The sequence below is a fragment of the Methylobacterium hispanicum genome (assembly GCF_022179285.1).
Lineage (GTDB): Bacteria > Pseudomonadota > Alphaproteobacteria > Rhizobiales > Beijerinckiaceae > Methylobacterium > Methylobacterium hispanicum.
On record NZ_BPQO01000006.1, the window covers coordinates 1 to 20,583 of the forward strand.

Below are 20,583 nucleotides of genomic sequence, written 5' to 3' on the forward strand. Positions count from 1 at the left end.
CTTCCTGCATCTCGGCAGCGGGCCGGACCAGACCAACAACGTCATGGCCCTGGCCTTCGGCCTGCTCATCGTCGCCCTGGTGCTGGTCGGCTCGCTCTGGATCATGGCCCACCTCAACGGGACCATGATGCCGATGAGCCCGCGCCTGGGGGGCTGAGGCCGCGATGCGGGCACGCCCATGAGCGCCACCCCATGAGCGCCACCCTCGCGCGCCGGGTCCGCTGGGAGGCGGTCCTCGACCGCCTGACGCCCCCGGCCGGCGCCTGGTACACCGCCAAGATGCCGCGCGCGTAGTCTCAGTTGCGGCACCGCGAGCGCGGCTCGCTGCAGCAGGACGAGCGCCAGATCGACGGGGTAAACGCGGTGCGCCTGTACGAGGCGCTGTCCCGTCGGCAGCGGCTGCCGTCCAGGCAGCGGCGATGATCGTAGCCCTTGTCGGCGTGCAGCTTGTCGGGCTCGCGCCGTTGGCGACCGGGCCGACCGGTACGGACACCCGGCACCGCATCGAGCGTGGCAGCCAGCATGCGGCTGTCGTGGCAGTTGGCCCCCGTGAGCCTCAGGCCGAGCGGCGTGGCCCTGGCGTCCACGACGAGACAGGTCGTCGGGGACGAGAGCATCCAGGGCCTTCCAACCCGCTCACGCCGGTTTTGTCCCACACTCTGAAGCTCGTTCAGGGGACGTATCCCGGGGGAGGCGCTGGTACCCTCATGGTTCGCGGCCCGGACATTCATCCGATGAAGTCCATCAAGGGCCGGTACAAGCCGGCTGCGAATGTGGGCTAAGGGGAGGGCTGTCAGGCCGCGCTGAAGCTAAAAACCCAGTGCAGGCAATAACTCAGCTCGAGTGGCTGGCGGAGGTAGCGTCCGTCGCGTGAAAGGTTATGGCTCGCTAAGTAGTTGCTTATTATAGATTTCTTCAAGCGGGTTTGGGTTTGTGTAGGACGTTGAGTAGGACGTTTAGTCGGACGCTCAACGTGCAAAGAAGCACCTGTCTCGATGGGCCAGGCGTCGGGGCTGTGGCCCGGCGGGCATAGCGGCAGGGCAGGGCGGTCCGTATCCCGCGCCGATGTCCGCGCACCTCGCCCCCGTCCCGACCTCCGACCTTTACACCTGGCGCTCCGGCATCGAGCGCCTGAGCCCGGGGAAGAGCCCGTGCCCCGGCCTCTACGGTGAGCAGTGGCAGAAGACGCACGCTGCTATGCTCGACTTCCTGGAGCGGTTCGGCGCGCAGGCGGTGGAACTCGGCTGGACCGACCTCGACCTGTTCTCGGTCCATGCGCAGCACGGCACGATCCGCGGGGACTATTGCGGCGCTCTGGTGCCGATGCCGGGGCCCGTCGAGTTCATCGACGCCGACCGGATCAGCTTCGGGCTGCTGACCTACTACCGGACGCAGGTCGGCAACCCGCACCCGCGCCTGCGGGGCGTGCCGATCTGGGCGTTCAAGGGGTGAACGGGCTCATTCGCCAGCTCCGACACTGGCAATGATCTCGATCTCGTCCAGCTCCTCTGGCACCTCATGCTGAGGCGTCACCAAAATCTTCGTGGCTCTGAGGCCGCGTCGAGGTCGGCTTTCCCGGCGTGCAATTTCGAGGTTAATCGCCGTTGTGATGAATTATAGCGGCTCTTCACCATGCCTTAGTACAGATTTGAGCGCTGCTAATTCGGCTGGCGTGAGTGAGATTTTGCTTTTTACCACGATTGCTCCCTGGCTCAGGGCCTAGCGTATCCGCTTAGGGGTACAGCAAGTCTCAATCCGCCTTCGTCGTCCCCCCGAAATTCCCTCATCACGCCCACGCGACTCTGTCAAACACAATACGTCGCCGCACTCGACATTTCCTCATCGCATGACAAGTGGCCCTTCTCACAGCGAATATTAATGTAATTCACTTGCGGTTGGGCTGGCCGAGTTGCGGATTGGAGCCAGGAAGCACGGGCCATTACCGAGAGACGGCGCTATCCTCACGCCATGGCTGACCAGAAGATCACGGGCGCCCTGCGCAAGGCTGCCATCGTCACCGGCAACGAGATCAACGCCGCGGTCGACGCGGTGCTGGCGAAGCCGAAGACCGGGCAGTACCCGATCGGCGGCGGCTACCTGCTCGACCTCGCTGCGGCCGTCGAGGCGCATAGCTTCTCCGCGAAGGCTCTCGCCGATCCGGAGGCCAAGCCCGGTTGGCGGAGGACCATGGCGCGCACCGCGATCCTGATGGCGCGGCCGGAGAAGGCGTGATCACCTGGCGCCGGACCTTCGATGACGCGCCCCACGATTTCGTCGCGGAGCGGGACGGCCTCACGCTCGGGCGCGTCTATCGGCACAGGCCGGGCGGGTTGGAGCGAGAGGTCTGGTTCTGGACCGCGAGCGGGCTCCTCACGACGGCCGCGGAGATCGGCAAGGTGTACGGCGAGGCGCAGACCCGCGAGGAGGCGATCGGCGCGCTCCTTGATGCCGTGGAGCGAGCGCGGGCATGGAGTGAGCGCACCGGCAAGCCCTATATGCGGCCGAACCCGCCAGGATGGCTGCGGAGCTGACCCCGATCAGGCGCTCGGACTACGACGCACCGACCTACCTCAGCAATTCCTCGGTCTTGATTCCGAGCGTCCCGGCTAGCCTCTCGGCCGACACGGCATCGAGCTTGGTCAACTCGCCGAGTTCGGTTTGTTCGATCGTAGCTAGGGGAACATTGGCCAGCTGAGCCAGGCTGTCCTGATCCAGAGCGAGGCGCTCACGAGCGCGGCGCAGGGTGCTGGCAAGGGTGTTGATGGAGGGCTGATCTGTCATGCCCCCCGGTACGGACGCCCAGCGCGGAAAGTTTCAGCAGGGCTGGGCGCCGTGATCCGGCAACTCGCGGCAGTGCCAAAGATCCGGGAGGGTGCGCCTTGGGTTACCCAGAAGCGCGCCGAGGTCGGTCAGCCTAGGCGCCGGGCGCCGGCGAGGATGAAGCTGTCTTGGATGCCGTGTTGAGGCGGTTGGATAAAGCAAACTTCCTGAATATTAAGGCGGCTCTCACGGTATATCCAACGGTTTCATGACCGGAGAGGGCGTCACAAAGAAATCCAGCCTGAATAGAATGAGTCCTGTCGTGTCCGTCACTTCCATTCGCCATTCCGGACCAAGGCTCTCTAGCCTCGCCCCTTCCTCAAGAAGCACGCCCGCATAACGAACAGCCTCTCGCCGCGCGAACTTGGTGTCCGGCAGCTCGACCCCCTTTTTGTCGAGCAGGGTCACACCGTCATAGACGTTGAAATGATAGCGAGGCATGCGTTGCTCCCGGCTGTAGCAAGGCGGGAGCGCGCGTCTCTCTCAGCCGCCGGCGCCCGATACCGTGGCCGACGATGGCGAAGCGTAACAGACTTGATACTCCGCCACAAACGAAGTGCCGCACGGGGCGTGAGAACGACAGAATATTCAATAAATGCCCACCGCGGCGCTGAGCCGGGCGGGCTGAGCGCGAGACCTACGAGAGTTTTAGCCGTCGAGCGATACGTCGGAGCATGGGCAAGTTCTGCCGGAAGTTTGGCAGATCTTGTTCTAAGCCGCCTGGGTCAGTGATGCGTATATCCCAGCAGCCTTCAGTAGCCCACCTGTCCCCCAGCACCACGGCGCTACCGGCGTTGAGTCGAAATGCTTCGCGCGGCCCCAAAGTCGATGCGGCCGATATCGTGAAGCGCACAATCTTCTTGATCATCATCGACGCTCACGAATAGAGGACGATAAGTAATGCGCCTCAGCAACGCAAATCACAACATAAAATAAATTGCGCCGGGAGTGGCGATCACGTGGCAAGCGGAATTTTCCACTCCCCCGCGAACGTCACAGTCGCCACGTAGATCTCTTGCCCGGTTTCATCACGAACGATGGCCCGCAGCACGCGATGCTCACCGTCCGGCAGTGCGCAGTGCGTCATGGAGCCAAGGACCCGGTGCGCTTCCGTCCTAGCTTTCCTCGGACAGTCGAAGCCGGCCTCTGCGTCCCCCGGCACGAAATCGCCAGCGTCATCGGTGTCGACTGTGTAGAGCGGCATCCGAAACTCGTCAGGTGTTGGGTCGTACGGCACCAACGCGATGACCCTGGGTGGGTTCGGCCCGGCGAGACTCCGGCACGAGAAAGCCCACCGCGGCGAACCGGGCGGGCTGAAGTCGTACTCTAGGCTTGGCGCTGATGGCGCTCGAAGCTTGTGCGGGCCTCGCGCGTCATCCCGGCGGCCCGCGCGCGGCGACCGCCCCGCCGATGATCAGCCCGGCCAGCAGGCAGATCACAGCGATGACGGCGGTGAGGTCCTGATCGGGCGCCGGGCAGTTCATGGCGCCCGCTCCCGCGGCAGGATCTCGAACTCCAGCGCCGGCAGCATCACCACGATCGACCAGCCAAGCGCGCGCTGCAGCGGGTTGCAGTCGTAGGCCAGCACGCCGAGGATCCGCCCGCGGCCGGGCATCGCGTCGAGCGGCACGAAGGGCCCGATGATCTCGGTCTCCGAACCGACCTCGCCGTAGGCGTCGAAGCGCTCCGGCTCGAAGTCGAGGCGCCGCCCCATGCCGTCGATGATCCACCAGCGCCGGGTGAGCTCGCACTGGCGGACCCGCACGCGCGAGCCCTGGATCAGCAGGCGCTCGCCCGGCCGGACCTGCTTGTCGGGGTTCACGATCTCCCGCGAGATCTGCCTCACCGGAGGCTCGCGATCGAGGACCATGCTGGCCACCCAGATCAGGGCCGCCAGGATCATGCCCCAGTAGACCCAGTTCAGCAGACGCTCGTAGAGAGGGGTCTGGCGCGGGGCGTGCGACAGGGCGAGTGCGCGTGCGTACAGGTCGACGTCCTCGGGCTTGGGCTTGAGGGGTTCGGGAACGGGTACGTGCTTGATCATCGCGGGGACACGCCTCCCTTCACGATGACGAGGCCGAGCAGCGCCACCACGACGGCGCCGATGATGATCTTCACCAGCCAGCCGATGTTGTTGTTGAGCTTGTCGACGTCGTCCTTGACGTTCTTCAGGTCGGCCTTGCTCGCATAGTTGTTCTTCACCTCCTCGAAGAACCGATCCAGCTTCTTGTCGAGCTGTGCGACCTGATAGGCGAGCAGCCGCACGTCGCTCTTGATGTCGCCCTGCCCGGACAGGACGGGCGTGTCGGTGGATTCCTCCGGCAGCGTCGGCATCGCGTTCCCGCTCATGTTGTTGAGGTCTTGCTGGGCCGGCTGATCAGCGCCCCGCAGTCTCGGGCGCGCATACGGCCCGCCACTTCGCGTTCAGGCTGCGCAGCTGCGCGCGCGTCTCGGCTGTGTCGGTCCGGCTGTAGCGGATCGGGGCCTCGACGGTCTGGCAGAAGCGAGCGGCGTCAGGCACCGCCGGCTGCGGGCAGTGGATCGTCGCCTGAATAACGATGAAGGCGAGGCCGGAGATGGTGCATCCGTCCATGGTCAGTCTCTCAGATCGCGTGGATCGTCCTGCGCCTCGGCCGCGGCGGCACCCGCGGCTCGTGCTTTCTGTTCCTGACGCTCGGCCTTGCGGAGGCCGTCGACCCGCGCGGTCGCGGCGCCGAGATCGCGCATGGCGACCTCGGCCCGCTTGTTGGCGAGCCACTGGTTGAAGATCTTGGCGATCAGCGTCAGGACGGCTGTGGCCCACCACGGGAGGGTCACGTCCGTGCACCAACCTGCGCGGCCGCGGCGCCGGCCACCTCGCTGCCGATCGCGTCCGGCTCGAGGCTGAGCATCCGCGTCAGCTTCTTCGCCACCTCGGCCTCGCCTCCGGCCTGCTTCAGCACCCACGCGCTGATCGCGTTCACGCTGGCCCGATCGGTCGCCCTGGACAGCGCGGCCGCCACCACCGCGGAGCCGACGTTGAAGCTGAGGGTCTTGTCCCGGGCAGCGCCGGCCACCTCGTTCAGGCCGAAAGCGAGCCACTTCCGGAGGGTCGATTCGACCAACGCGTCGGTGAGCAGCATCCGCGCGGGCGGGAACAGCTTGGCGAGGATGGTGCCGATCCCTGCCACCAGGATCGGCACGAGGATCTCGGTGACAGTCTGGGCGATGGCGACCACCCACTGCCCCCACGGCACGATCACGGCGGTGTCGCCGACGGTGGCGACCTCGGCGGCGAAGGCAGCCACCGGGAAGCCGATACAGAAGACGGCACAGGCGAGCGCCAGCGCCGCGAGGAGAACCTTGCGGGTCATGTCGGGTCTTTCGGTTGTGGTGGAGGGTTGCGCGGCTCAGCCCGGCCGGCGTCGGGATCTCAGGTCACCGCCGGGTGAGGCGGTCGAAGAGCCAGAGGCCGAGCCGCGCCCATGGGGACGGGTTCGGCGGATAGCGGACCGGCGGCAGGGGCGGCGGCTCGCTCGTCCGGCGCGGGGCCGGCGGGAAGATGGGGCGGCGGTCGTCGGTCACGCCTCGCTCACGCCGGAGCGCGCCCCCGCGATCGACGTCGGCAGCTTCGAGGCGACCGGCAGCGGCACATCGGACGGCCAGCGGAACGCGGTGAACTCGGACCGCTTGAACGCTGCGACCGAGACCTTGTCGCCCTGGTTGCCGCCGAGAAGGAAGATCTGGTCCTTGTTGGCGCCGACGACGAACCCGACGTGGCCCTGCCAGGACGAGTTGCCCCGCTTCTTGGTGGCGATGCAGCCCAGCGCCGGGTCCTTCAGGCCGACGCCCCAGCCCTCGAACGAGCGGGCGGCGAGGCTGCGCGAGCCGCGCCGGCCGGCCCGCTCCAGCATCGCGTTGGCGAAGGCGGCACACCACGCGGTCGCGTCGTCCTTCACGCCCGCGAAGCCGGCGTCCTTGAAGTAGGCGACCACCTTCGGGTTGTTCGCCTTGCCGATGCCCTCGACGATGCCGAGGTCCTGGCTCGCCAGGGTCAGCCACGCGGGCTGCTCTGGCTCGGACCGGCGCTCGCTCACGTCAGCGCCCTGAAGGGCTTTCACCGTGAGAGGTCCGGCGATGCCGTCAGCCACGAGCCCGGCCGAGCGCTGGAACGCCATCACGGCCGCGATGGTCCTCGGGCCAGCATCGCCATCGGCACCAGACGCGCCCAGGTCATAGCCGCGCGCGATCAGAGCGCGCTGGATCTCAGCGACGTCCATGATTGATTCCTTGTGGTGGTGTGAGGCAGGCGCCGCTCAGCGCGTGGCGACGACGCTGAACGCCATGGTGGAGAGGGCCAGGGCGACGTTGGCCGTCAGGCCGATGCGTACTTGGTTGGTCGCGACGACCCGGGCCCAGGCGATGTTGAGGCCGGCGGGGATGTCGGCGGCCGGGGTGACGGTGATCGGCTCGCCCGCGAGGAGGGCGTCGCCCGTGACCGCCGGCACAACGGTGAAGGTCGTGGTCGAGGCGGCGAGGAGGAGCGTCAGGGCGGGCAGCGTCGCCACGCCCGTGAAAAGGGCGTTCGGACCGGAGACCGTGTCGCCGGCCGGCAGCTCGACGTTGCGGCCGCCGATCCGGCAGAGCGGACGGCGCGCGGCCATGTCAGGCCGCCTTCACCACGTAATCGTCGGGCTCGAACGCGATCTCGGTGGTCGAGATGCCCGTGCCGATGAACTGGTCGATCTTGCCCGCGCCGGTCACGGGCGTTGCCGTGAAGCCGCCCGGGGCGGTCGCGAGGTAGTAGCGCTGGCCCGGCACGATGCCGGTGAGGCCGGTGATCTTGCGGCCGAAGTAGACCGTCACCGTGCCGCCGGAGGTGGCCGCGTCCAGCACGTAGCCGTTGGCAGGCTTGCCCTCGGCCGAGGCGTCGGCCTTCCGGACGCTCTCGGCGCCGGCATTGTTCCAGACGCTGACGAGGTTCGTGGCGGACAGGGCCTCGCTCGCGGTGAGCACTTTCCCGTCGGCGCCGTAGCCCACCGGCATAACCGAGGCGTCGAGGTGGCCGCTGTCGTCGAGCGCGGGGATGTCGCCCGCGTTGGCGGCGCCGGACGACGTGACGACGCCCAGCACCTCGCGCCAGACGCCCGCGACCCGGCGGGCGAAGCTCTTTGCAGGCATGGTGATGCTCCCTAGGAGGCCAGGAAGTACGGTTCCTGGATCCCGACCAAGAGGCGGGTCGGGGACGCCGCGACGCCGACCTGCAGGACCGCACCGGCTTCGGGCGCGGTCTGCGTGAGGGCGCCGGCCAGGCCGAGGAAGACCGGCCCGATCTCGAAGGACCACGACGGCTCGTCGAGCGCGCCCGCGGTGCGGTAGGCCGGGACGATGCCGGCCTCGCACGCCGACTCGGTGATGCCGAGCACGGCCGCGACGCTCGCCGGGTCGTCGCTCGAGGCGTAGCCGATGCCGACCGCGGTCACGCTGATCACCCGGTGGCCGGACAGCGCGATCGGCGCGGGCACCGTGACGGCCTGCTCCGGGCGCCGCCCGAAGACCTCGTCGAGGTAGATCAGCGCCTCGGCCGGCGAGAGGAAGCCGAAGCCCGCGCCGTCGGCGAAGTCGGCGTAGGTGCCGCCCGCCAGCGTCTTGTCCTGGCCGACGCGGCGGATGTGGATCCGGCCAGCGTCGTCGAGAAGCGCCCGCAGCGTGCGCGGGGCGAACGGCTCCTCGTGGCTGCTGATCCAGATCACGTCGCAGCCGGCGTCGTACCAGACCGCCGTCCTCACGGTCGGCCCCAGATCGAGGCGGGCGCGACCAGCACCGTCTCGCTGATCGTCGTGATCGGCACGGAGCTCGTCAGGTAGAAGGCGCAGCCGTTGGCGAGGAAGCCGGCCAGCGCCTGGACCCGGAGCCGGAAGGTGACGCGCTCCGGCTCCAGGGCGGCGGCGAACAGGCTCTGCGTGTCGGCGGCCACCGGCCCGAGCGCCGAGCCGACATCGGCCTCGAGCCGCACCTCGCCGCCCGCCACCTGCGCGGTCACGATGAGGTTGATCTGGAAGTCGTAGAGATCGCCCAGCGCCCGGGCCGCCACGCGGTTATCGACCCAGAAGGCGTGCCCGTCGAAGGGCGGGTTGAGGTAGTCCTGAACGCTGGTCGGCTCGAACAGCACCGGCCCGCGCACGCCCGGCTCGAACGTGTCGGAGGCCTCCAGCATGCGCTCGGTGTAGGTGATCTGGCCGAGTCCGTAGGAGCCGACCGGGCCCGCCCCGCCCGCCGGGCCGCGCGGGCCCACCGGGCCGGTCTCAACCAAGATGGCGGCGGGCAGGCGCGGCGCCGGGACCATCACCACCGGCGGCGAGGCGGGGACCGGCACGTAGACGATGCGCGGCTCAGTCACGGCGCAGCCCCGACATGACGCTGAGCGTGCCCCAGACCCAGGTCCGGCGGCGGTCGCCGATCACGCGGCGCAGCTCGTAGCTGTGGACCCCGCGCGGCAGCTCCAGGCTCTCGCCCGCGGTGTAGGCCCAGGCAACGGTGCGGGCGGACACATCCACGGTCAGCGTGGTCACCGGGTCCTCGGAGCGCAGCACCATGTCCGCGCCCGCGCCCGCCCAGCGCACGGTCAGCTCGAACTCGGACCCGGCAAGGAGGTCCGGCGTGCTCGCGTCGCCGAAGCACCACTTCACGGCCGGCTCATTGTCGCCGCGCCAGATGACGATGTCGCGCTGCGGCGGTGTGATCGGGGCGGGGGAAGCCGTCATGGTCAGCCCTCCGAGGTCTGGCCCGCCTTGCGGGAGTCCTTGCCGGCCTTGTCGTCCGGCTGCTTCAGCTCGAGCTTCGTCGTGGCGCCGCCGCCCTCGCCTGGGCGCAGCGTGTGGGTGACGCTGGCGATCCGGTAGGTGCCGTCGATGCCGGCGCGTGTGCCGGATACGATGCAGGTGCCTTCGGCCCGGGCCTGCGGCTCGATGTCGATCTCGACCGTGCCGCCGCCCTTGTCCCGCTCGGCCTCGGTCTTCCGGCCCTCGCCGCGCGCCTTCGCGTCGTCCTTGTCGCTGCGCTTGCCCCGGAGCACCGCCGAGGCGCCGCCCGTCGCGCCCGAGGTGTCGATGTCCACCTTCTCCTCGAAGAACTTGGCCGTCTTTCGGTCGAAGCCCTGGACGCGCACGTCGCGGTAGACGGAGCGGGCCTCGAACGGCTCGATGTCCACGTTGAGCAGGTTGCCCGGGTTGGTGGCCTGGATCGTCGGCAGGGGCTGGCCGCTGGCGGTGACGCCCTTGCCGCGCTTCACGAAGACGGCCTTGTCGCCCTGGATCTTGAAGGCGGCCCCGTACTCCCGGGCGAGGCGGTTGCCCTCGTGGATGAACGACCGCCCCTCTGGACCGCGCCACGGGCTCTTCATCTTGCCGAGCTGCTCGTCGACCTTGATCCCGGAGAGCCCCGCCTTTTTGGCGAACTCCTCCAGGTACTCCTTCAGGGTCGCGTCCTCCTTGGCGAAGTGCTTGCCCTCCTTGGCGCCCTTCTCCGCATCGAAGCCTTTGGCCGAGATGATGAGCCGGCCGCCGTCGCCCTTCGCCAGGGTGTAGCGCGGGCTCTCGGTCTTCCCCTCGAACACCTTCACGCCGAGGATCGACACGCTCAGCATCAGGCCCTTCTTGAGCATGATCAGCCGCCCGTCGTCGGCGAGCGTGAGCCGGGCCGTGTCGCTCTCGGTCCCGTCCTGATCCTGGACCTCGATCTCCATGACGTAGGGGTTGAAGCGCGAGGTGTAGTTCTGGCCGTCGAGCGTGATGGCCCAATCCACGGTGAGCGGCATCGCAGCCTCAGTCGAAAAGGGAGACGGCAGTCACCGACAGGCGCCGCTCTCTTTCCGGCGGCAGGTCCGGGATCAGGACGGGCGTGCCGACCGGGATGTAGGGACCGAACGCAGCGAGGCCCGGGTTCAGCGCAAGCGTCTCGGCAAGTCGCGCCGAGGTGGCGCCGCGTCGCTTGCCATGGCGCCAGAGGAGCAGGTCCAGCGTGACCTTCTCGCCCGCTACGCGGATCGTCGTCGGCATCGCGTCACCCGAACAGGCTGATGAACTGGGACAGAAGGTCGGTCGAGGACCCGAGATCGGGCTGTCCGACCGGCTCCAGCTTCAGCTCGTGCTCGATCTGCTGCCCGATCCCGCCGGTGTGCGGGCCGATTGCGCTGTGGGTCTCGCTGACGCTGATGATCCCGTAGAAGCCGAACACGCGCCCGTCCGCCCGGGTGACGAAGACGGCCTGCCCGGAACGGCACAGGCTGTGCGCGAGATCCAGGCTCGACAGGCCGGCGATGGCGTTCCGATTGAAGGGATGCAGCGTGCCCTTCAGCGTCAGCGTCTCCTCGCCCTCGCCCGTGAACTCGCGGTCCGGGCGGCGCCCGAGTAGCTCCTTCTTCGCCCAGGAGGCCGACGCCTCCCGGGACCACTCCTCGATGTTGTACGGGCGCCGCGAGATGGTGAGCGGGCCGACCTGCCAGAGCATGCGCTACCCCATCCCTGTATCGGCGAACGCGCCGGAACGCGCGGAGGCGACCTTGCCGGTGCGCCCCATCGCGCCGCCCGCGTTCGCGGCTGCCGTCGAGAGGGCGCTGACCTTCGCTGCCGCGCCGTCGGCGCCGCTGTTCACCTGCGAGATCAGCCCGAGCACGCGCCCGAGCTTCTCGATGATGCCGTCCACGGGGGCGCTGTTGACCGGCGGCGCGATGGTCTTCTGCCCGACCTCGTCCATCTTGGTCCCGAGCTCGTCGAGCTTGGTCTGGGCGCCCTCGACCTGAGAGGTGTCGACCTTGGGCGCGATCGTCTGCCCGGGCCCGAATGCATCATCCACGTTGCCGTAGAGGGTCGGCACGCTGGCTGGCCTGCGCGGCGGCAGCGGCGTCACGGCCGGCATGGGCTTCCGCCCGGAGAGATCGATCGGGAAGGCCTCGTTGAAGGCTGTGCCGTTCCGCGAGCCGCCGCCCTGGCCGATCGGGCCAGTCTGCCCCTGGATCGGTGTTGTCGGTTCCTGCAACATGCTCGGCGGACCCTTCCGGAAGCCTGCCGTCTCCATGTCGAGATCGCCCTGCGCACGCTTGGCCGCCGCGAGCGCCGCCCGCTTCGATCGGAGCACGCCGTCGATCTGCTCCTGCAAGCGCCCGGTCTGCCGCATCGTCCGCTCGGTCGCGGTGATGTCGTCCTCGATCGCCTTGATCTGGCCGGCCTGCTCCTTTTTCCGCTCCGGCAAGGTCTCGGCCAGCTTCTCACGCGCGGCCTCGCCGGGCAGATCCTTCAGGAATTTGCCGACGCCGAGCAGGCCCCCTTTGTTGTAGGCCTCGTTGATGCGCTCGATCGCCTGCGCGGTGCCCTCAAGCGCCTTCGCGACGCCCTGGATCCGGTCGCTGGTACCGAAGGCCGAGTCCATGAACCGGGCGCCGGCCTGGCCGGCGCGCTGGGCCGAGTTGCTGAGCCGGTCGAGGGCCGACTGCGAGTCCTTCGTGACCTGCTGCAGATCTTTTGAGACGGTGCCGGCTGAGGTCTCGCGGATCGTGGCCGAGAGCTTTTGCCACTCGCCCCGATAGGTCATCAGGGCCCGCACACCGCGACCGAACTCTTGGTCGGCGATGAGGTTCGGCAGTTTCGAGAGGTCGCCCTTCAGCGCCAAGTTCGCGGCCTCCTCGAACACCTCGATCAGGTTCCGCCCCTCCTTGCGCCCCTTCTTCATGGCCGCCTCAAGATCGACACCCATCTTCTTGAAGCGCTTGACCGTCTCTTCGCTCTCCATCTTCTGGAAGATGTTGGTCAACGAGGTCGCCGCCTCCTCGGATGAGCCGGTGCCCTTCCGGATCACCTGCAGCATGGCGACGATGTCGGAGAGCCCCTGCTGCCCGGCGAAGCCGACCGCCTTCGCGGCCGGCGACAGGCTCGGCAGGTAGCGGGCCATATCCTTCAATTCGAACTGCCCGGCCTTGCCGCCCGCCGCCATGATGTCGAAAGCGGCCTGCATCTCCTTGCCGGCGATATTGAAGTTGGACCCGACCGAGTCGGCCGACTTCGCGATGTCGTCGACCTCGGAGCCCGTCGCAGCAGCGGTGCGCGCCACGGAGGGGAGGAAGTCCATCGCCTCCTTCAGGCTGCGCCCCTGCGCGACGAGCGCCTCCAGACCGCCGACGAGGCGATCAACTGGCGTGGCCGTCTCTTGTGCCAGGTCATGGACGCTGGCGCCGAGCTGGTCGATCTGCGGCCGCGCGGCGTCGGCCGTCTGCCCGATCATGGTGATCCGGCGGTCGAAGGCGGCCGCCTGCTTGTAGGTGGCCGCCGCGGTGTAGGCCGCCGCGCCGGCGCCAAGGAACCGCCCGCTGGCCAGCCCCAGGCCGCCCGTGACCCCGCGCCGGCCAGGCGCCCCGGCCTCTCGCGCCTGCGAGGCGAGCGCGTCAGCCGCGCGCGCGCGCTTCTCTGCCCGTGTCTGCCGATCGAGCGCCGTCGCTGCGGCCTGCGCCTTCGCCGCGACGGACGATTGCGCCGAGGCGAGCGACGTCATCGGGACACCGAGCGCTGCCAGCTCGCGGCGCAGACGCTTGGCCGCCTCGGCCTCCGCCTCGAACGCGCTGGCGGCCGAGCGCACCGACGCGCGGGCGCGGGCCTGCTCTCGCTCCAGCGTCCGCACGGAGCGGGCCGCCTCCTTGTCGCCGGCCGCCGAGAGCTTACGCGCCACCTCCAGCTCGCGGCTGATCCGCTCCAGATCCTGGCGCGCGCCGTTGAAGGCAGTGCGCGAGGTGCCGAGCGTCTTCATCCGGTTCTGCAGCTGCGCCAGCTTCTCGGCCTGCGCCTGCGCGTCCTTCAGGTCCTTCGTCAGCTTGTCGAGCGCGGGCGTCGCCATGCCCTTGCCGAGGCGCTTCCCGGCCGCGGCGACGCCGTCGAGCGCGCCGGCCATGCCCTTGGCCGGGCCGGAGACGCGATCGACGAGCTGCGCGATGAGCTGCGCGGTGCGAGATGCCATGCGGGGTTCTCAGCCTTCAGCGTGCCACTGCGCGATCCGGACGGCCTCGGCGTGCCACGCGAGGATCTCGGACCAAGGCTCCGGGCGGAGCGCCGGGAGCGGGGTACTCAGGAGGTGGGCGAGGTCTGCTGCGAGGGTTCGCCACTCTCGCCAGGCTGGCGAGCGAAGGCGAAAGGGTCGAGCGCTTCGATGACCGCCTCCATCTCGGCGGCGGCGATCCGGCCGACGGCTTCCTGCGGCCAGCCGCACTCGACCGCCAGCATCGCGACGAGCGCCGCGGTCGAGGATCCGGTGTTCGCCAGCACGGTCTCGTGCATGGCGACGCCGGCAAGCGTCGCGCTCTCCATTGTCAGCACAGCGAACTGCCGTCCGTCTTTCAGCACGACGGGCTTGGCGAGGGTGTAGCTCGGCATGCTAGATCCTGGATGCAATCTGGAGAAAAGCTGTGTCGAATGAGTTCGCCCCGAAGCCCCACGATTGGGGTGGCTTAGCGATCATCGCGCTCGTAAACGCTGGGGCGTTCTTCATCATTTCCGGGGAGATAAGCGGAGCTGCCGCCTATAAGACCAGCACATCCGGCTCGGTTTCCATCGCGGAAGCCGCCTACATTGGCTCTCTCTGGACGAAGTCCCTTACCTATGTGGCGGCTTTGCTGGCCTTCAACGTCTTCGCGTTCGGGGTCGGGATCTGTGCGAGGATCACTCGAATGCACCGAGCGATCCTTTGGGCGGCCGACAAGGGCCGGTAGGAGAGCGACCGCCCCGCGGCTGATCAGATCCCCAGCGCCCGGCGGGTGGCGGCGAACCAATCCACGCCGCCCGACCGGGCGATGTTCTCGTCGTCGTCGAAGTAGAACAGCTCCTCGCCGTCGATGATCAGCTCGTAGTGCGTCACCTCCGCGAAGGTGTGGTTGCAGCCCATGAGCTCGCCGGGCGTGTTCTCGTCCGGCTCCCAGGTGTTGACCACGCCCTCGATCGTGGCGCGGGCCGGCACCACGCCGCCCTTCCGGACCCGCATCGAGCCCGCGAAGACCCACTTCTCCATGGCGGCGCCAGAGACGAGGCCGAAGTTCTTCAGCACGTCGAGGTCTGGGCCGTGGGTGGCAAACTTCGGCTCCAGCGCCTCGATCTGCGGGTAGCTGAGGTTGAGCTTCGCAATCGAGCCGCCCGACATCATCTCGGCCGTGACGCGGGTGAGCGCGGGCAGCGCCATGGTCTTGATGATCTTGCGGCGCGAGGAGTCGGGCTGCGTCGCCCGCCGCACGTCGATCGCTTCCATGATGTAGGGGTACTGCGCGGGCATCGCGGTCGTCCTTCAGGCTGATGCTGGGGGAGGAGGGCCGGCGGCCCGCTCAGAGGATGGCGGCCGCGTTGATGCGCGCGGCGATGTCGGCGACGAGGTCGTTCACGGCCTGGCGGTAGCGGCGCACGTTGCGCTTCGCGACGCGGAACACCGGGGCCTCCTCGATGCCGAGATCGGTGGTCAGGCGGCCGGCCCGGACCTGCTCCGGGCTGTTCTGGTCGGGCTTGAACTCGACCTTGTAGCCGAGGATGTCGTCGGCGGCCTTGTGGTCGCGCAGGTTGAACTTGAGCGAGTTGATCCAAGCCTCGGCATTCGAGGCGCTGATCTTGCGGCCGAGGAACAGGCGGGTGATCCGCATGTGCTCGACGTCGATGTAGTCGGCGCCGCGCACCTGATGGATCTGCTGCCAGAGGTCGCCGTCGCTGGCGCAGTTGTCGGTGCCGATGAAGACGAAGCCGCCGTCCGCGATGGCGCCGTCGATATCGACCTCGCCCTGCGTGACGATCGAGACCTCCGCGGCGAGGAGCTGCTGGCCTTCGACCGATCCGTCCCGCAGGTCGAACGGGATATCGCGGGACGTGTTCACGAGCCCGTAGATCTGCCGGTTGGCGAAGGGCTCGAACGGCTTGCCGCCGCTCTGGAAGTCCACGCGGGTCATCAGGCCGAGGATGCGCGGTGCCATGGGGCGGGTGATGACGGTGGTGCCGTCGGTGTCGAAGACGCGCGCGGCCACGCCCACCGGCAAGATGCGGTCCGAGCCGATCTTCTCCCGAGCATCGATCGCAGCGTCGCGCGAGGAGTCGTCCACGTCGACCACGGCAACGGCGAGGAGCGCGGAGAGCACCTCCGGCAGGGCGGCGATCACCGGGTTGGCGTCGGTGCCGGTGCGCTGCGCGGTGTAGCCCGGCACGCCGACGAGGCGGGGTGTGGCGTTGATCTTCTGGGGCGCGTACTTCAACGCCTCCAGGCCCTTGATCACGTTCGCCATGGTGGCGGCGAGCTTCGCGGCGGCATCCGCTCCCGTGCCTTCGGCACAGCGGATTACGGTGATGTCGGCCGCTTGCGAGCCGGGCGCGAGCTGCGCGTTCACGGCCCGCACCGCGTCGGCGAGGTAGCCGCTGCCGAGCTTCGACGTGAAGGTGGTGTCCGAGGAGGTGAACCGCACCGCCTTGTAGGAGGCGAGGTCGGTGCTGACGCCGGCCGGGAACAGGATGTCGTCCGCGCCCGTGGAGGTCGAGACGAAGGCGATCTTCGAGAAGTCGATCGGTCCGGTCGCCAGGGGCTCGTCGGAAAAGCGCTGGTCGATTGTGCCGAAGACGGGAGCGGTGGCCATGGGTGGTGTCTCCACGCTGAGAGGCCCCACCGGCGAGCCCGGCAGGGGTGAAGGGCGGCCCGGAGGCCGGTGTCAGGAGCGGGTTTGGTTGTTGCTCCGTCCCGATGGTCGTCAGGAGCGCAACGGCGACGATTGAGTTAGGACAGGGTAGAACGACGGCGGCCGCTAGTTGCACGCCGGGAAGCCGCTCGCCAGAAGGGTAGCCGCTTCAAGGGAACACATTAGGTCAGAGACATCCGCATGGTCCTCCCACGTCACGTCTTGATCGCAACGCCAGCCTATGGAGGCATGGTGACGATACACTTCCACGAGACCGTGACCTCTATCGTGAGGGCGGCTCCAAGCTTCCGTGTCCCGACGAAGATTTCCCAACGCCTAATCAGCATGTCCGTCCTTGATCTTGCTCGCAATATTCTCGCGAGCTACGCTTTGGCCAACCAGGATATCACGCATCTGTTTTTTGTTGATGCCGACATGGGATTTGGGTCGAGCCTGCTGGAGAAGATGCTTGATTTCGACAAACCTGTTGTCAGCGCAATATATCCGGCCAAGCAGCTCAAGGCGGAGCGGGTGAAAGAGATGGCTGTGTCCGCGCAGAGCGCGGAACGCCTGTTTTCTATGGCGAATGACTTCGTCGCACCAACTGTCATCACGTCGGAGGGGTCGAACGGACCCATTCTTCAGGTGTCAGACGAGGGTTTTACCCGCGTACATTCAACAGGAGCCGGAGTCCTGCTCATCAAGCGCGAAGTTTTGGAGCGAATGAAAGAGATCCCCGGGCTTTGGGCCCCAGGGTTCCAGGGAGGGCCGGGATGGGCGAACGGTCTCCTCCAGGCTTTCCGCCCAATCGAGAGCAAACACGGAGCATTCTACGGTGAGGACTACTCTTTTTGCCATCGCTGGATCGTCGAGTGCGGTGGTGAGATCTGGGCAAACGTGACCGAAGACATCACGCACGTGGGGCAATTTGCATTCACGGGACGTTTTGCCGACAAGCTTCGGCCGTCATAACGATTCCGAGCCAGCCCGAGGCTTGGGCGTCCAAACGTTCGAGCAGGCTCAAGCCGGCCACAACGCGTCATCCGCAACGTTCGCGATGACCGCACCCGCTCGGATACGAGCCTTCAGCTCAGTGCCCGCGAAAATGAGATCCTTTTTCCGCGTGCCCATCGTGTCGCCCATCTCGATCACCGCCTGGGCGTCCATGGCGACGAGCGTGTTGTCCTCGGCGATCCAGCCGAACGGCTTGCCGTCGCCGTACCAGAAGATGTCGCCGATCTGGGCGCCGGCCGCTGCCGCCCGCGACGCCCGGGCATAGGCGTCGCGGATGTTGTCCTGGTCCTTCGGGCGGGACTGGAAGTGGTGGCCGTGGCACGCGAAGCCCGCTTGGGTGCGGCGCTCGACCTCGGCATCCACCATCGCGCAGAGCGCATCCACGCTCGGTCCGGGCGGCGCCTCGCCCTCGGGCGTGAAAATCGCGTCGGAGAGCGGGTCGATCGTGCTCGGCATGTCAGAGGCTCAGCGCTGTCGTGGCCGCGGTCTCGCCCGTGGCCGTCGTCGGAGCCGTGCTCGTCTGGGCGCCGAACACGGAGGATGTGGTGCCTGCGCCGAGGTTGTAGGTCGTGATCAGGCCGCCGTAGCCGGCCCCGCCACCCTTGCCGACCGCCCCCCCGACCGTGCTGGTGCCGCCGCTTCCGCCGCTGCCTCCGCTCACGTCCAGGCAGTTCGTCGCCGTGGCGCCGGTCAGGAAGCGGTAGACGACCTGCAGCCAACCGCCCGCGCCGCCAGCGCCGCCGCCGCCGCCGCCGGCCGCGTTCGGCACCGACGTTCCGTTCGCCCCGTTGCCGCCGCGGGCACGGATGGCTGCAGCCGCAGTCGAGGCACCGCGGTTGATGGTGCGAGCGAAGACGAACACGATACCGCCGCTCGCACCGCCGCCGCCGCCAGCGCCGCCGCCATTTGTCCCGCCGTCACCTCCGCCACTGCCGCCGCCGGCCCCACCCGCGCCGCCGCCCGTGACGGGGCCGGCCGCCGAGAGAGGATCAGTCGCGGCACGTCGTGGCCGGAAGAGCGAGGTGGCGAGCGTGCCGGCGCGCGCCGACCCGCCTGCGAAGCCCGAACTCCCCCCCGCACCGCCCGTGCCCGTACCCGTGCCGCCCGCAACGACGGTTCCTGCTGTGGCAGCGGAGCCTTGACTGCCAGTGTTGGTTGCGGGGCTGCCCGGCGCACCGGTTGCGCCCGCCACGCCGCCGCCGAGTGAACCAGAGGCAAGCGCCGAGGCGCCCGTCTGCGTCGTTGCGGCCGCTGCGAGCCGCCCGATGTAGCCCGAGGTCAGCCCCGAGATGTTGAGCGTGCCCTTCACGAACAGGCGGTGGCCCGCCGTGTCGATGATCGCCGAGCCCGAGAGCGTGACGTTGTTGTAGAAGGTGTCCCGTGTCAGGGTCGTCGTGCCCGAGGACGCCGTCAGGTCGCCGTCCGAGCCGTCGCCGAACCACATCAGGTCGTTGGCGGGCGCGTCACTCGTCGAGAACTGGGTGACCGATTCCTTGACCCGAGCAGGGTTCATGACGGTCGTGGTGTCGGTGCCGTCTTGCGCCTGCGCGGTCGTCGAGAACTGCGTGCTGTCGAGAAGCCGCCGGGTGGCGCTGTTCAGGTACAGAAAGGCGCCGAGCCCGCTCCGATGCCAGCGCTGCCCCTCGACAGGCGAGCTGGGATCGGCGCCGACCGGGGTCAGCACCGTGCCCGAGAGGAAGGTCTGGAGCGCCCCCCAGCTCTGGGCGATGCCGAGGAAGGCGAAGATCCGGGTGACGCCGCCGAGATAGCCCTTCAGCGTGCCGCCGTTGTTCCAGATCGCGCCTTCGGTCGCGGCGGACGGATCCGTGCCCGTCGGCAGCACGATCGAGGCGCGCCCGGCCGCTGGCGCGACGAAGCTCTGCTGACCCGTGAAGGCGCGCGAGCCGTCCTGCGCGATGAACCCGGTGGTGTCTGGAGCCGGCCCGCGGATGTCGACTGCGTTCGCGATGTTCGGGACGAGGCCGCCAACGCCGACATAGAGGCCAGAGGCCGGAGGCGTGCCCTGCCCCCCTGTCCAGCCGGAGACCTGGAGGACGCGCCGCCCTCCATCGGTGGCGACCCCGAACTGCGGCGTCCAGCCGGCATTTCCCTGTGCGCCGATCGGACCGACGAGGTCGGGCCCGGGCACGTAGCCGGTCGGGCCGAGCAGATCGAGACGGGTTCCGACCCAGCGGTGCGGCACCCGCAGCGAGGTCAGGGCGCGGGAGACAAGGTCGATGAGGGCCTGCGCGCGCGAGGCCTGCTCGGCCGCCGTGCGGCTGGCGGCGTCCGCATTCGCGAGCGCGAGGGTAAGCTGCGAGAGCGCAGTCGAGACCGCGTCGGCCATAGGGCTACCACTCGATGACGATGAGGCCCGGCCCGCCCTTATTGGGCGCTACGGGAACGGTGCATACGATCTGGGTGCCGGGCGAGAGGCCGGAGATCTCCTTCAGGCAGAAGGCGCCGCCCCCGCTGCCGTAAACCGTGGCGCTGCCCTGGCCGGTGTTCGGCAGGACCCCGCCAGCGCCGCCGCCGGGCAAGCCGCCCGCTCCACCGGCGTCGAGCAGCGCCGAGCCGGCCGCTCCCGCTCCGCCGTTGCTGCTCCCGCGTGGGCCGCAGCCCAGGAAGTCGATGCTGTCGAGCCAGCCGCTGCCCCCAATCGGGCCGCCGAAGGAGCCGGGCAGGAACAGATTGCCGGGCGAGCCTCCATTGTAACCGGCGGCGGCCGCACCGTTGCGGTTGATGTCGCCGCCGGTTGCCACGCCACCCGCGCCCGGGCCGCTCGTCGTTCCGGCCTTGCCGCCGCCGGCCGTGAAGTAGGTGCCGAACTGGACGTCGCCGCCGTCGATACCGGCGTTGTTGTTGTTGTTGCCTCCGCCGACGCCCCAGGCCCGCACGCGGATCCTGTTGCAGCCGCTGGGCACGGTCCACGTACCCGTGGCGCTGATGAAGGCGATCTGGCCGGCCCCGTAGGGCCCCGTGTAGGGCCGCAGTGCAGTGGGCAGGCCCGGGCCGTTGTTGAGGCCGGGAAAGCCGGAGCCTGACGAGGCGGCGGTGCTCGACTGCAGGCGGGAGAGGATGCGGTTCATCGGCGT

The 20,583-nt window shown here is 68.5% G+C and carries 30 protein-coding genes and 2 pseudogenes; 6 read left to right on the top strand and 26 right to left on the bottom strand.

The window, feature by feature from the left end; genetic code table 11:
• Positions 1-157 (top strand): annotated as a pseudogene (locus tag MFF56_RS08270) (cytochrome o ubiquinol oxidase subunit IV); the annotation flags it as partial.
• A gap of 232 nt (positions 158-389) precedes the next feature.
• Here MFF56_RS08270 and MFF56_RS32095 read toward each other — a convergent pair.
• Positions 390-593 (bottom strand): annotated as a pseudogene (locus tag MFF56_RS32095) (transposase); the annotation flags it as partial.
• 472 nt (positions 594-1,065) lie between these two features.
• Between MFF56_RS32095 and MFF56_RS08280 the strand changes: the two are divergent.
• From MFF56_RS08280 to MFF56_RS08290, 3 genes are all read left to right on the top strand, one after another.
• Positions 1,066-1,452, top strand: a complete 387-nt coding sequence (locus MFF56_RS08280; RefSeq protein WP_238229928.1) for a hypothetical protein — start codon at positions 1,066-1,068, stop codon at positions 1,450-1,452.
• Between the two features lie 516 nt (positions 1,453-1,968).
• Positions 1,969-2,232, top strand: coding sequence for a hypothetical protein (locus tag MFF56_RS08285; protein ID WP_066923828.1), 264 nt, complete (start codon positions 1,969-1,971; stop codon positions 2,230-2,232).
• Positions 2,229-2,531, top strand: a complete 303-nt coding sequence (locus MFF56_RS08290) for a hypothetical protein (RefSeq protein WP_238229929.1) — start codon at positions 2,229-2,231, stop codon at positions 2,529-2,531. The genes MFF56_RS08285 and MFF56_RS08290 overlap by 4 nt, the downstream gene beginning before the upstream one ends.
• Before the next feature lie 34 nt (positions 2,532-2,565).
• Here MFF56_RS08290 and MFF56_RS08295 read toward each other — a convergent pair whose 3' ends face one another.
• From MFF56_RS08295 to MFF56_RS08390, 20 genes are all read right to left on the bottom strand, one after another.
• Positions 2,566-2,781 (bottom strand): helix-turn-helix domain-containing protein, encoded by a 216-nt coding sequence (locus MFF56_RS08295; RefSeq protein WP_066926203.1) that lies wholly within the window; start codon positions 2,779-2,781, stop codon positions 2,566-2,568.
• A 225-nt stretch (positions 2,782-3,006) separates the two neighbouring features.
• Positions 3,007-3,261, bottom strand: a complete 255-nt coding sequence (locus MFF56_RS08300) for a DUF6894 family protein (RefSeq protein ID WP_066926200.1) — start codon at positions 3,259-3,261, stop codon at positions 3,007-3,009.
• Between the two features lie 514 nt (positions 3,262-3,775).
• Positions 3,776-4,024 (bottom strand): DUF6894 family protein, encoded by a 249-nt coding sequence (locus tag MFF56_RS08305; RefSeq protein WP_066926197.1) that lies wholly within the window; start codon positions 4,022-4,024, stop codon positions 3,776-3,778.
• A 276-nt stretch (positions 4,025-4,300) separates the two neighbouring features.
• Positions 4,301-4,864: a hypothetical protein gene (locus MFF56_RS08310; protein ID WP_066926195.1), complete on the bottom strand. Its 564-nt coding sequence runs from the start codon at positions 4,862-4,864 to the stop codon at positions 4,301-4,303.
• Positions 4,861-5,169: a hypothetical protein gene (locus MFF56_RS08315; RefSeq protein WP_156453953.1), complete on the bottom strand. Its 309-nt coding sequence runs from the start codon at positions 5,167-5,169 to the stop codon at positions 4,861-4,863. Before MFF56_RS08315 ends, MFF56_RS08310 begins: the two co-directional genes overlap by 4 nt.
• A 28-nt stretch (positions 5,170-5,197) precedes the next feature.
• The gene (locus MFF56_RS08320; protein ID WP_066926189.1) at positions 5,198-5,413 is read right to left on the bottom strand and encodes a hypothetical protein; all 216 of its coding nucleotides are present in this window, start codon (positions 5,411-5,413) and stop codon (positions 5,198-5,200) included.
• 2 nt (positions 5,414-5,415) lie between these two features.
• Complete coding sequence (locus tag MFF56_RS08325; protein WP_066926184.1) at positions 5,416-5,637, bottom strand: peptidoglycan-binding protein; 222 nt, start codon at positions 5,635-5,637, stop codon at positions 5,416-5,418.
• Positions 5,634-6,173: a hypothetical protein gene (locus MFF56_RS08330; protein WP_066926181.1), complete on the bottom strand. Its 540-nt coding sequence runs from the start codon at positions 6,171-6,173 to the stop codon at positions 5,634-5,636. The genes MFF56_RS08325 and MFF56_RS08330 overlap by 4 nt, the downstream gene beginning before the upstream one ends.
• A 64-nt stretch (positions 6,174-6,237) precedes the next feature.
• On the bottom strand, positions 6,238-6,384 hold the full coding sequence (locus MFF56_RS08335) for a hypothetical protein (RefSeq protein WP_156453952.1): 147 nt from the start codon (positions 6,382-6,384) through the stop codon (positions 6,238-6,240).
• Entirely contained in the window at positions 6,381-7,079 is a 699-nt protein-coding gene (locus MFF56_RS08340) for an NlpC/P60 family protein (protein ID WP_066926179.1), read from the bottom strand. Before MFF56_RS08340 ends, MFF56_RS08335 begins: the two co-directional genes overlap by 4 nt.
• A 36-nt stretch (positions 7,080-7,115) precedes the next feature.
• Positions 7,116-7,463: a hypothetical protein gene (locus MFF56_RS08345; protein WP_066926176.1), complete on the bottom strand. Its 348-nt coding sequence runs from the start codon at positions 7,461-7,463 to the stop codon at positions 7,116-7,118.
• A gap of 1 nt (position 7,464) precedes the next feature.
• The gene (locus MFF56_RS08350) at positions 7,465-7,980 is read right to left on the bottom strand and encodes a hypothetical protein (RefSeq protein ID WP_238229930.1); all 516 of its coding nucleotides are present in this window, start codon (positions 7,978-7,980) and stop codon (positions 7,465-7,467) included.
• 11 nt (positions 7,981-7,991) lie between these two features.
• Entirely contained in the window at positions 7,992-8,588 is a 597-nt protein-coding gene (locus MFF56_RS08355) for a hypothetical protein (protein ID WP_238229931.1), read from the bottom strand.
• Positions 8,585-9,199: a hypothetical protein gene (locus MFF56_RS08360; RefSeq protein ID WP_156453589.1), complete on the bottom strand. Its 615-nt coding sequence runs from the start codon at positions 9,197-9,199 to the stop codon at positions 8,585-8,587. The genes MFF56_RS08355 and MFF56_RS08360 overlap by 4 nt, the downstream gene beginning before the upstream one ends.
• Positions 9,192-9,563 carry a hypothetical protein gene (locus MFF56_RS08365; RefSeq protein ID WP_066920424.1) on the bottom strand — a complete coding sequence of 124 codons (372 nt, stop codon included), beginning with the start codon at positions 9,561-9,563 and terminating at the stop codon, positions 9,192-9,194. Before MFF56_RS08365 ends, MFF56_RS08360 begins: the two co-directional genes overlap by 8 nt.
• Positions 9,564-9,565: 2 nt before the next feature.
• Positions 9,566-10,615 (bottom strand): phage late control D family protein, encoded by a 1,050-nt coding sequence (locus MFF56_RS08370; protein WP_066920426.1) that lies wholly within the window; start codon positions 10,613-10,615, stop codon positions 9,566-9,568.
• A 7-nt stretch (positions 10,616-10,622) separates the two neighbouring features.
• Positions 10,623-10,856 (bottom strand): tail protein X, encoded by a 234-nt coding sequence (locus MFF56_RS08375; protein WP_066920428.1) that lies wholly within the window; start codon positions 10,854-10,856, stop codon positions 10,623-10,625.
• Positions 10,857-10,860: 4 nt separating this feature from the next.
• The gene (locus MFF56_RS08380) at positions 10,861-11,307 is read right to left on the bottom strand and encodes a phage tail protein (RefSeq protein ID WP_066920431.1); all 447 of its coding nucleotides are present in this window, start codon (positions 11,305-11,307) and stop codon (positions 10,861-10,863) included.
• A 3-nt stretch (positions 11,308-11,310) separates the two neighbouring features.
• The gene (locus MFF56_RS08385) at positions 11,311-13,800 is read right to left on the bottom strand and encodes a phage tail tape measure protein (RefSeq protein WP_066920433.1); all 2,490 of its coding nucleotides are present in this window, start codon (positions 13,798-13,800) and stop codon (positions 11,311-11,313) included.
• Between the two features lie 107 nt (positions 13,801-13,907).
• The gene (locus MFF56_RS08390) at positions 13,908-14,213 is read right to left on the bottom strand and encodes a hypothetical protein (protein WP_066920435.1); all 306 of its coding nucleotides are present in this window, start codon (positions 14,211-14,213) and stop codon (positions 13,908-13,910) included.
• A gap of 32 nt (positions 14,214-14,245) precedes the next feature.
• Between MFF56_RS08390 and MFF56_RS08395 the strand changes: the two genes are divergently transcribed.
• Complete coding sequence (locus MFF56_RS08395) at positions 14,246-14,548, top strand: hypothetical protein (RefSeq protein WP_066920437.1); 303 nt, start codon at positions 14,246-14,248, stop codon at positions 14,546-14,548.
• Between the two features lie 23 nt (positions 14,549-14,571).
• Here the strand turns inward: MFF56_RS08395 and MFF56_RS08400 are convergent, their stop codons facing one another.
• Both MFF56_RS08400 and MFF56_RS08405 read right to left on the bottom strand, forming a co-directional pair.
• Complete coding sequence (locus MFF56_RS08400; protein ID WP_066920439.1) at positions 14,572-15,102, bottom strand: phage major tail tube protein; 531 nt, start codon at positions 15,100-15,102, stop codon at positions 14,572-14,574.
• A gap of 49 nt (positions 15,103-15,151) precedes the next feature.
• Positions 15,152-16,435, bottom strand: coding sequence for a phage tail sheath protein (locus MFF56_RS08405; RefSeq protein WP_066920441.1), 1,284 nt, complete (start codon positions 16,433-16,435; stop codon positions 15,152-15,154).
• A gap of 315 nt (positions 16,436-16,750) precedes the next feature.
• On the opposite strand from MFF56_RS08405, the gene MFF56_RS08410 reads away from it, so the two are divergent.
• The gene (locus tag MFF56_RS08410; protein ID WP_156453590.1) at positions 16,751-17,446 is read left to right on the top strand and encodes a hypothetical protein; all 696 of its coding nucleotides are present in this window, start codon (positions 16,751-16,753) and stop codon (positions 17,444-17,446) included.
• Positions 17,447-17,494: 48 nt separating this feature from the next.
• Here the strand turns inward: MFF56_RS08410 and MFF56_RS08415 are convergent, their stop codons facing one another.
• The 3 genes from MFF56_RS08415 to MFF56_RS08425 are packed head-to-tail and all read right to left on the bottom strand — an operon-like array spanning position 17,495 to position 20,577.
• Positions 17,495-17,944, bottom strand: coding sequence for a DUF4376 domain-containing protein (locus MFF56_RS08415; protein WP_238229932.1), 450 nt, complete (start codon positions 17,942-17,944; stop codon positions 17,495-17,497).
• Position 17,945: 1 nt separating this feature from the next.
• Positions 17,946-19,835: a hypothetical protein gene (locus MFF56_RS08420; protein WP_238229933.1), complete on the bottom strand. Its 1,890-nt coding sequence runs from the start codon at positions 19,833-19,835 to the stop codon at positions 17,946-17,948.
• Positions 19,836-19,839: 4 nt separating this feature from the next.
• Entirely contained in the window at positions 19,840-20,577 is a 738-nt protein-coding gene (locus tag MFF56_RS08425; RefSeq protein WP_066919526.1) for a hypothetical protein, read from the bottom strand.
• Positions 20,578-20,583 lie beyond the last annotated feature (6 nt).

Excerpts from the sequence above, each read along its gene's own strand:
- MFF56_RS08350 (WP_238229930.1), bottom strand. The coding sequence starts at position 7,980 with ATGCCTGCAAAGAGCTTCGCCCGCCGGGTCGCGGGCGTCTGGCGCGAG.
- MFF56_RS08390 (WP_066920435.1), bottom strand. The coding sequence starts at position 14,213 with ATGCCGAGCTACACCCTCGCCAAGCCCGTCGTGCTGAAAGACGGACGG.
- MFF56_RS08375 (WP_066920428.1), bottom strand. The coding sequence starts at position 10,856 with ATGCCGACGACGATCCGCGTAGCGGGCGAGAAGGTCACGCTGGACCTG.
- MFF56_RS08370 (WP_066920426.1), bottom strand. The coding sequence starts at position 10,615 with ATGCCGCTCACCGTGGATTGGGCCATCACGCTCGACGGCCAGAACTAC.
- MFF56_RS08285 (WP_066923828.1), top strand. The coding sequence starts at position 1,969 with ATGGCTGACCAGAAGATCACGGGCGCCCTGCGCAAGGCTGCCATCGTC.
- MFF56_RS08305 (WP_066926197.1), bottom strand. The coding sequence starts at position 4,024 with ATGCCGCTCTACACAGTCGACACCGATGACGCTGGCGATTTCGTGCCG.
- MFF56_RS08340 (WP_066926179.1), bottom strand. The coding sequence starts at position 7,079 with ATGGACGTCGCTGAGATCCAGCGCGCTCTGATCGCGCGCGGCTATGAC.
- MFF56_RS08425 (WP_066919526.1), bottom strand. The coding sequence starts at position 20,577 with ATGAACCGCATCCTCTCCCGCCTGCAGTCGAGCACCGCCGCCTCGTCA.
- MFF56_RS08365 (WP_066920424.1), bottom strand. The coding sequence starts at position 9,563 with ATGACGGCTTCCCCCGCCCCGATCACACCGCCGCAGCGCGACATCGTC.
- MFF56_RS08320 (WP_066926189.1), bottom strand. The coding sequence starts at position 5,413 with ATGGACGGATGCACCATCTCCGGCCTCGCCTTCATCGTTATTCAGGCG.
- MFF56_RS08345 (WP_066926176.1), bottom strand. The coding sequence starts at position 7,463 with ATGGCCGCGCGCCGTCCGCTCTGCCGGATCGGCGGCCGCAACGTCGAG.
- MFF56_RS08385 (WP_066920433.1), bottom strand. The coding sequence starts at position 13,800 with ATGGCATCTCGCACCGCGCAGCTCATCGCGCAGCTCGTCGATCGCGTC.
- MFF56_RS08420 (WP_238229933.1), bottom strand. The coding sequence starts at position 19,835 with ATGGCCGACGCGGTCTCGACTGCGCTCTCGCAGCTTACCCTCGCGCTC.
- MFF56_RS08295 (WP_066926203.1), bottom strand. The coding sequence starts at position 2,781 with ATGACAGATCAGCCCTCCATCAACACCCTTGCCAGCACCCTGCGCCGC.
- MFF56_RS08310 (WP_066926195.1), bottom strand. The coding sequence starts at position 4,864 with ATGATCAAGCACGTACCCGTTCCCGAACCCCTCAAGCCCAAGCCCGAG.
- MFF56_RS08380 (WP_066920431.1), bottom strand. The coding sequence starts at position 11,307 with ATGCTCTGGCAGGTCGGCCCGCTCACCATCTCGCGGCGCCCGTACAAC.
- MFF56_RS08280 (WP_238229928.1), top strand. The coding sequence starts at position 1,066 with ATGTCCGCGCACCTCGCCCCCGTCCCGACCTCCGACCTTTACACCTGG.
- MFF56_RS08415 (WP_238229932.1), bottom strand. The coding sequence starts at position 17,944 with ATGCCGAGCACGATCGACCCGCTCTCCGACGCGATTTTCACGCCCGAG.
- MFF56_RS08400 (WP_066920439.1), bottom strand. The coding sequence starts at position 15,102 with ATGCCCGCGCAGTACCCCTACATCATGGAAGCGATCGACGTGCGGCGG.
- MFF56_RS08405 (WP_066920441.1), bottom strand. The coding sequence starts at position 16,435 with ATGGCCACCGCTCCCGTCTTCGGCACAATCGACCAGCGCTTTTCCGAC.
- MFF56_RS08330 (WP_066926181.1), bottom strand. The coding sequence starts at position 6,173 with ATGACCCGCAAGGTTCTCCTCGCGGCGCTGGCGCTCGCCTGTGCCGTC.
- MFF56_RS08300 (WP_066926200.1), bottom strand. The coding sequence starts at position 3,261 with ATGCCTCGCTATCATTTCAACGTCTATGACGGTGTGACCCTGCTCGAC.
- MFF56_RS08315 (WP_156453953.1), bottom strand. The coding sequence starts at position 5,169 with ATGAGCGGGAACGCGATGCCGACGCTGCCGGAGGAATCCACCGACACG.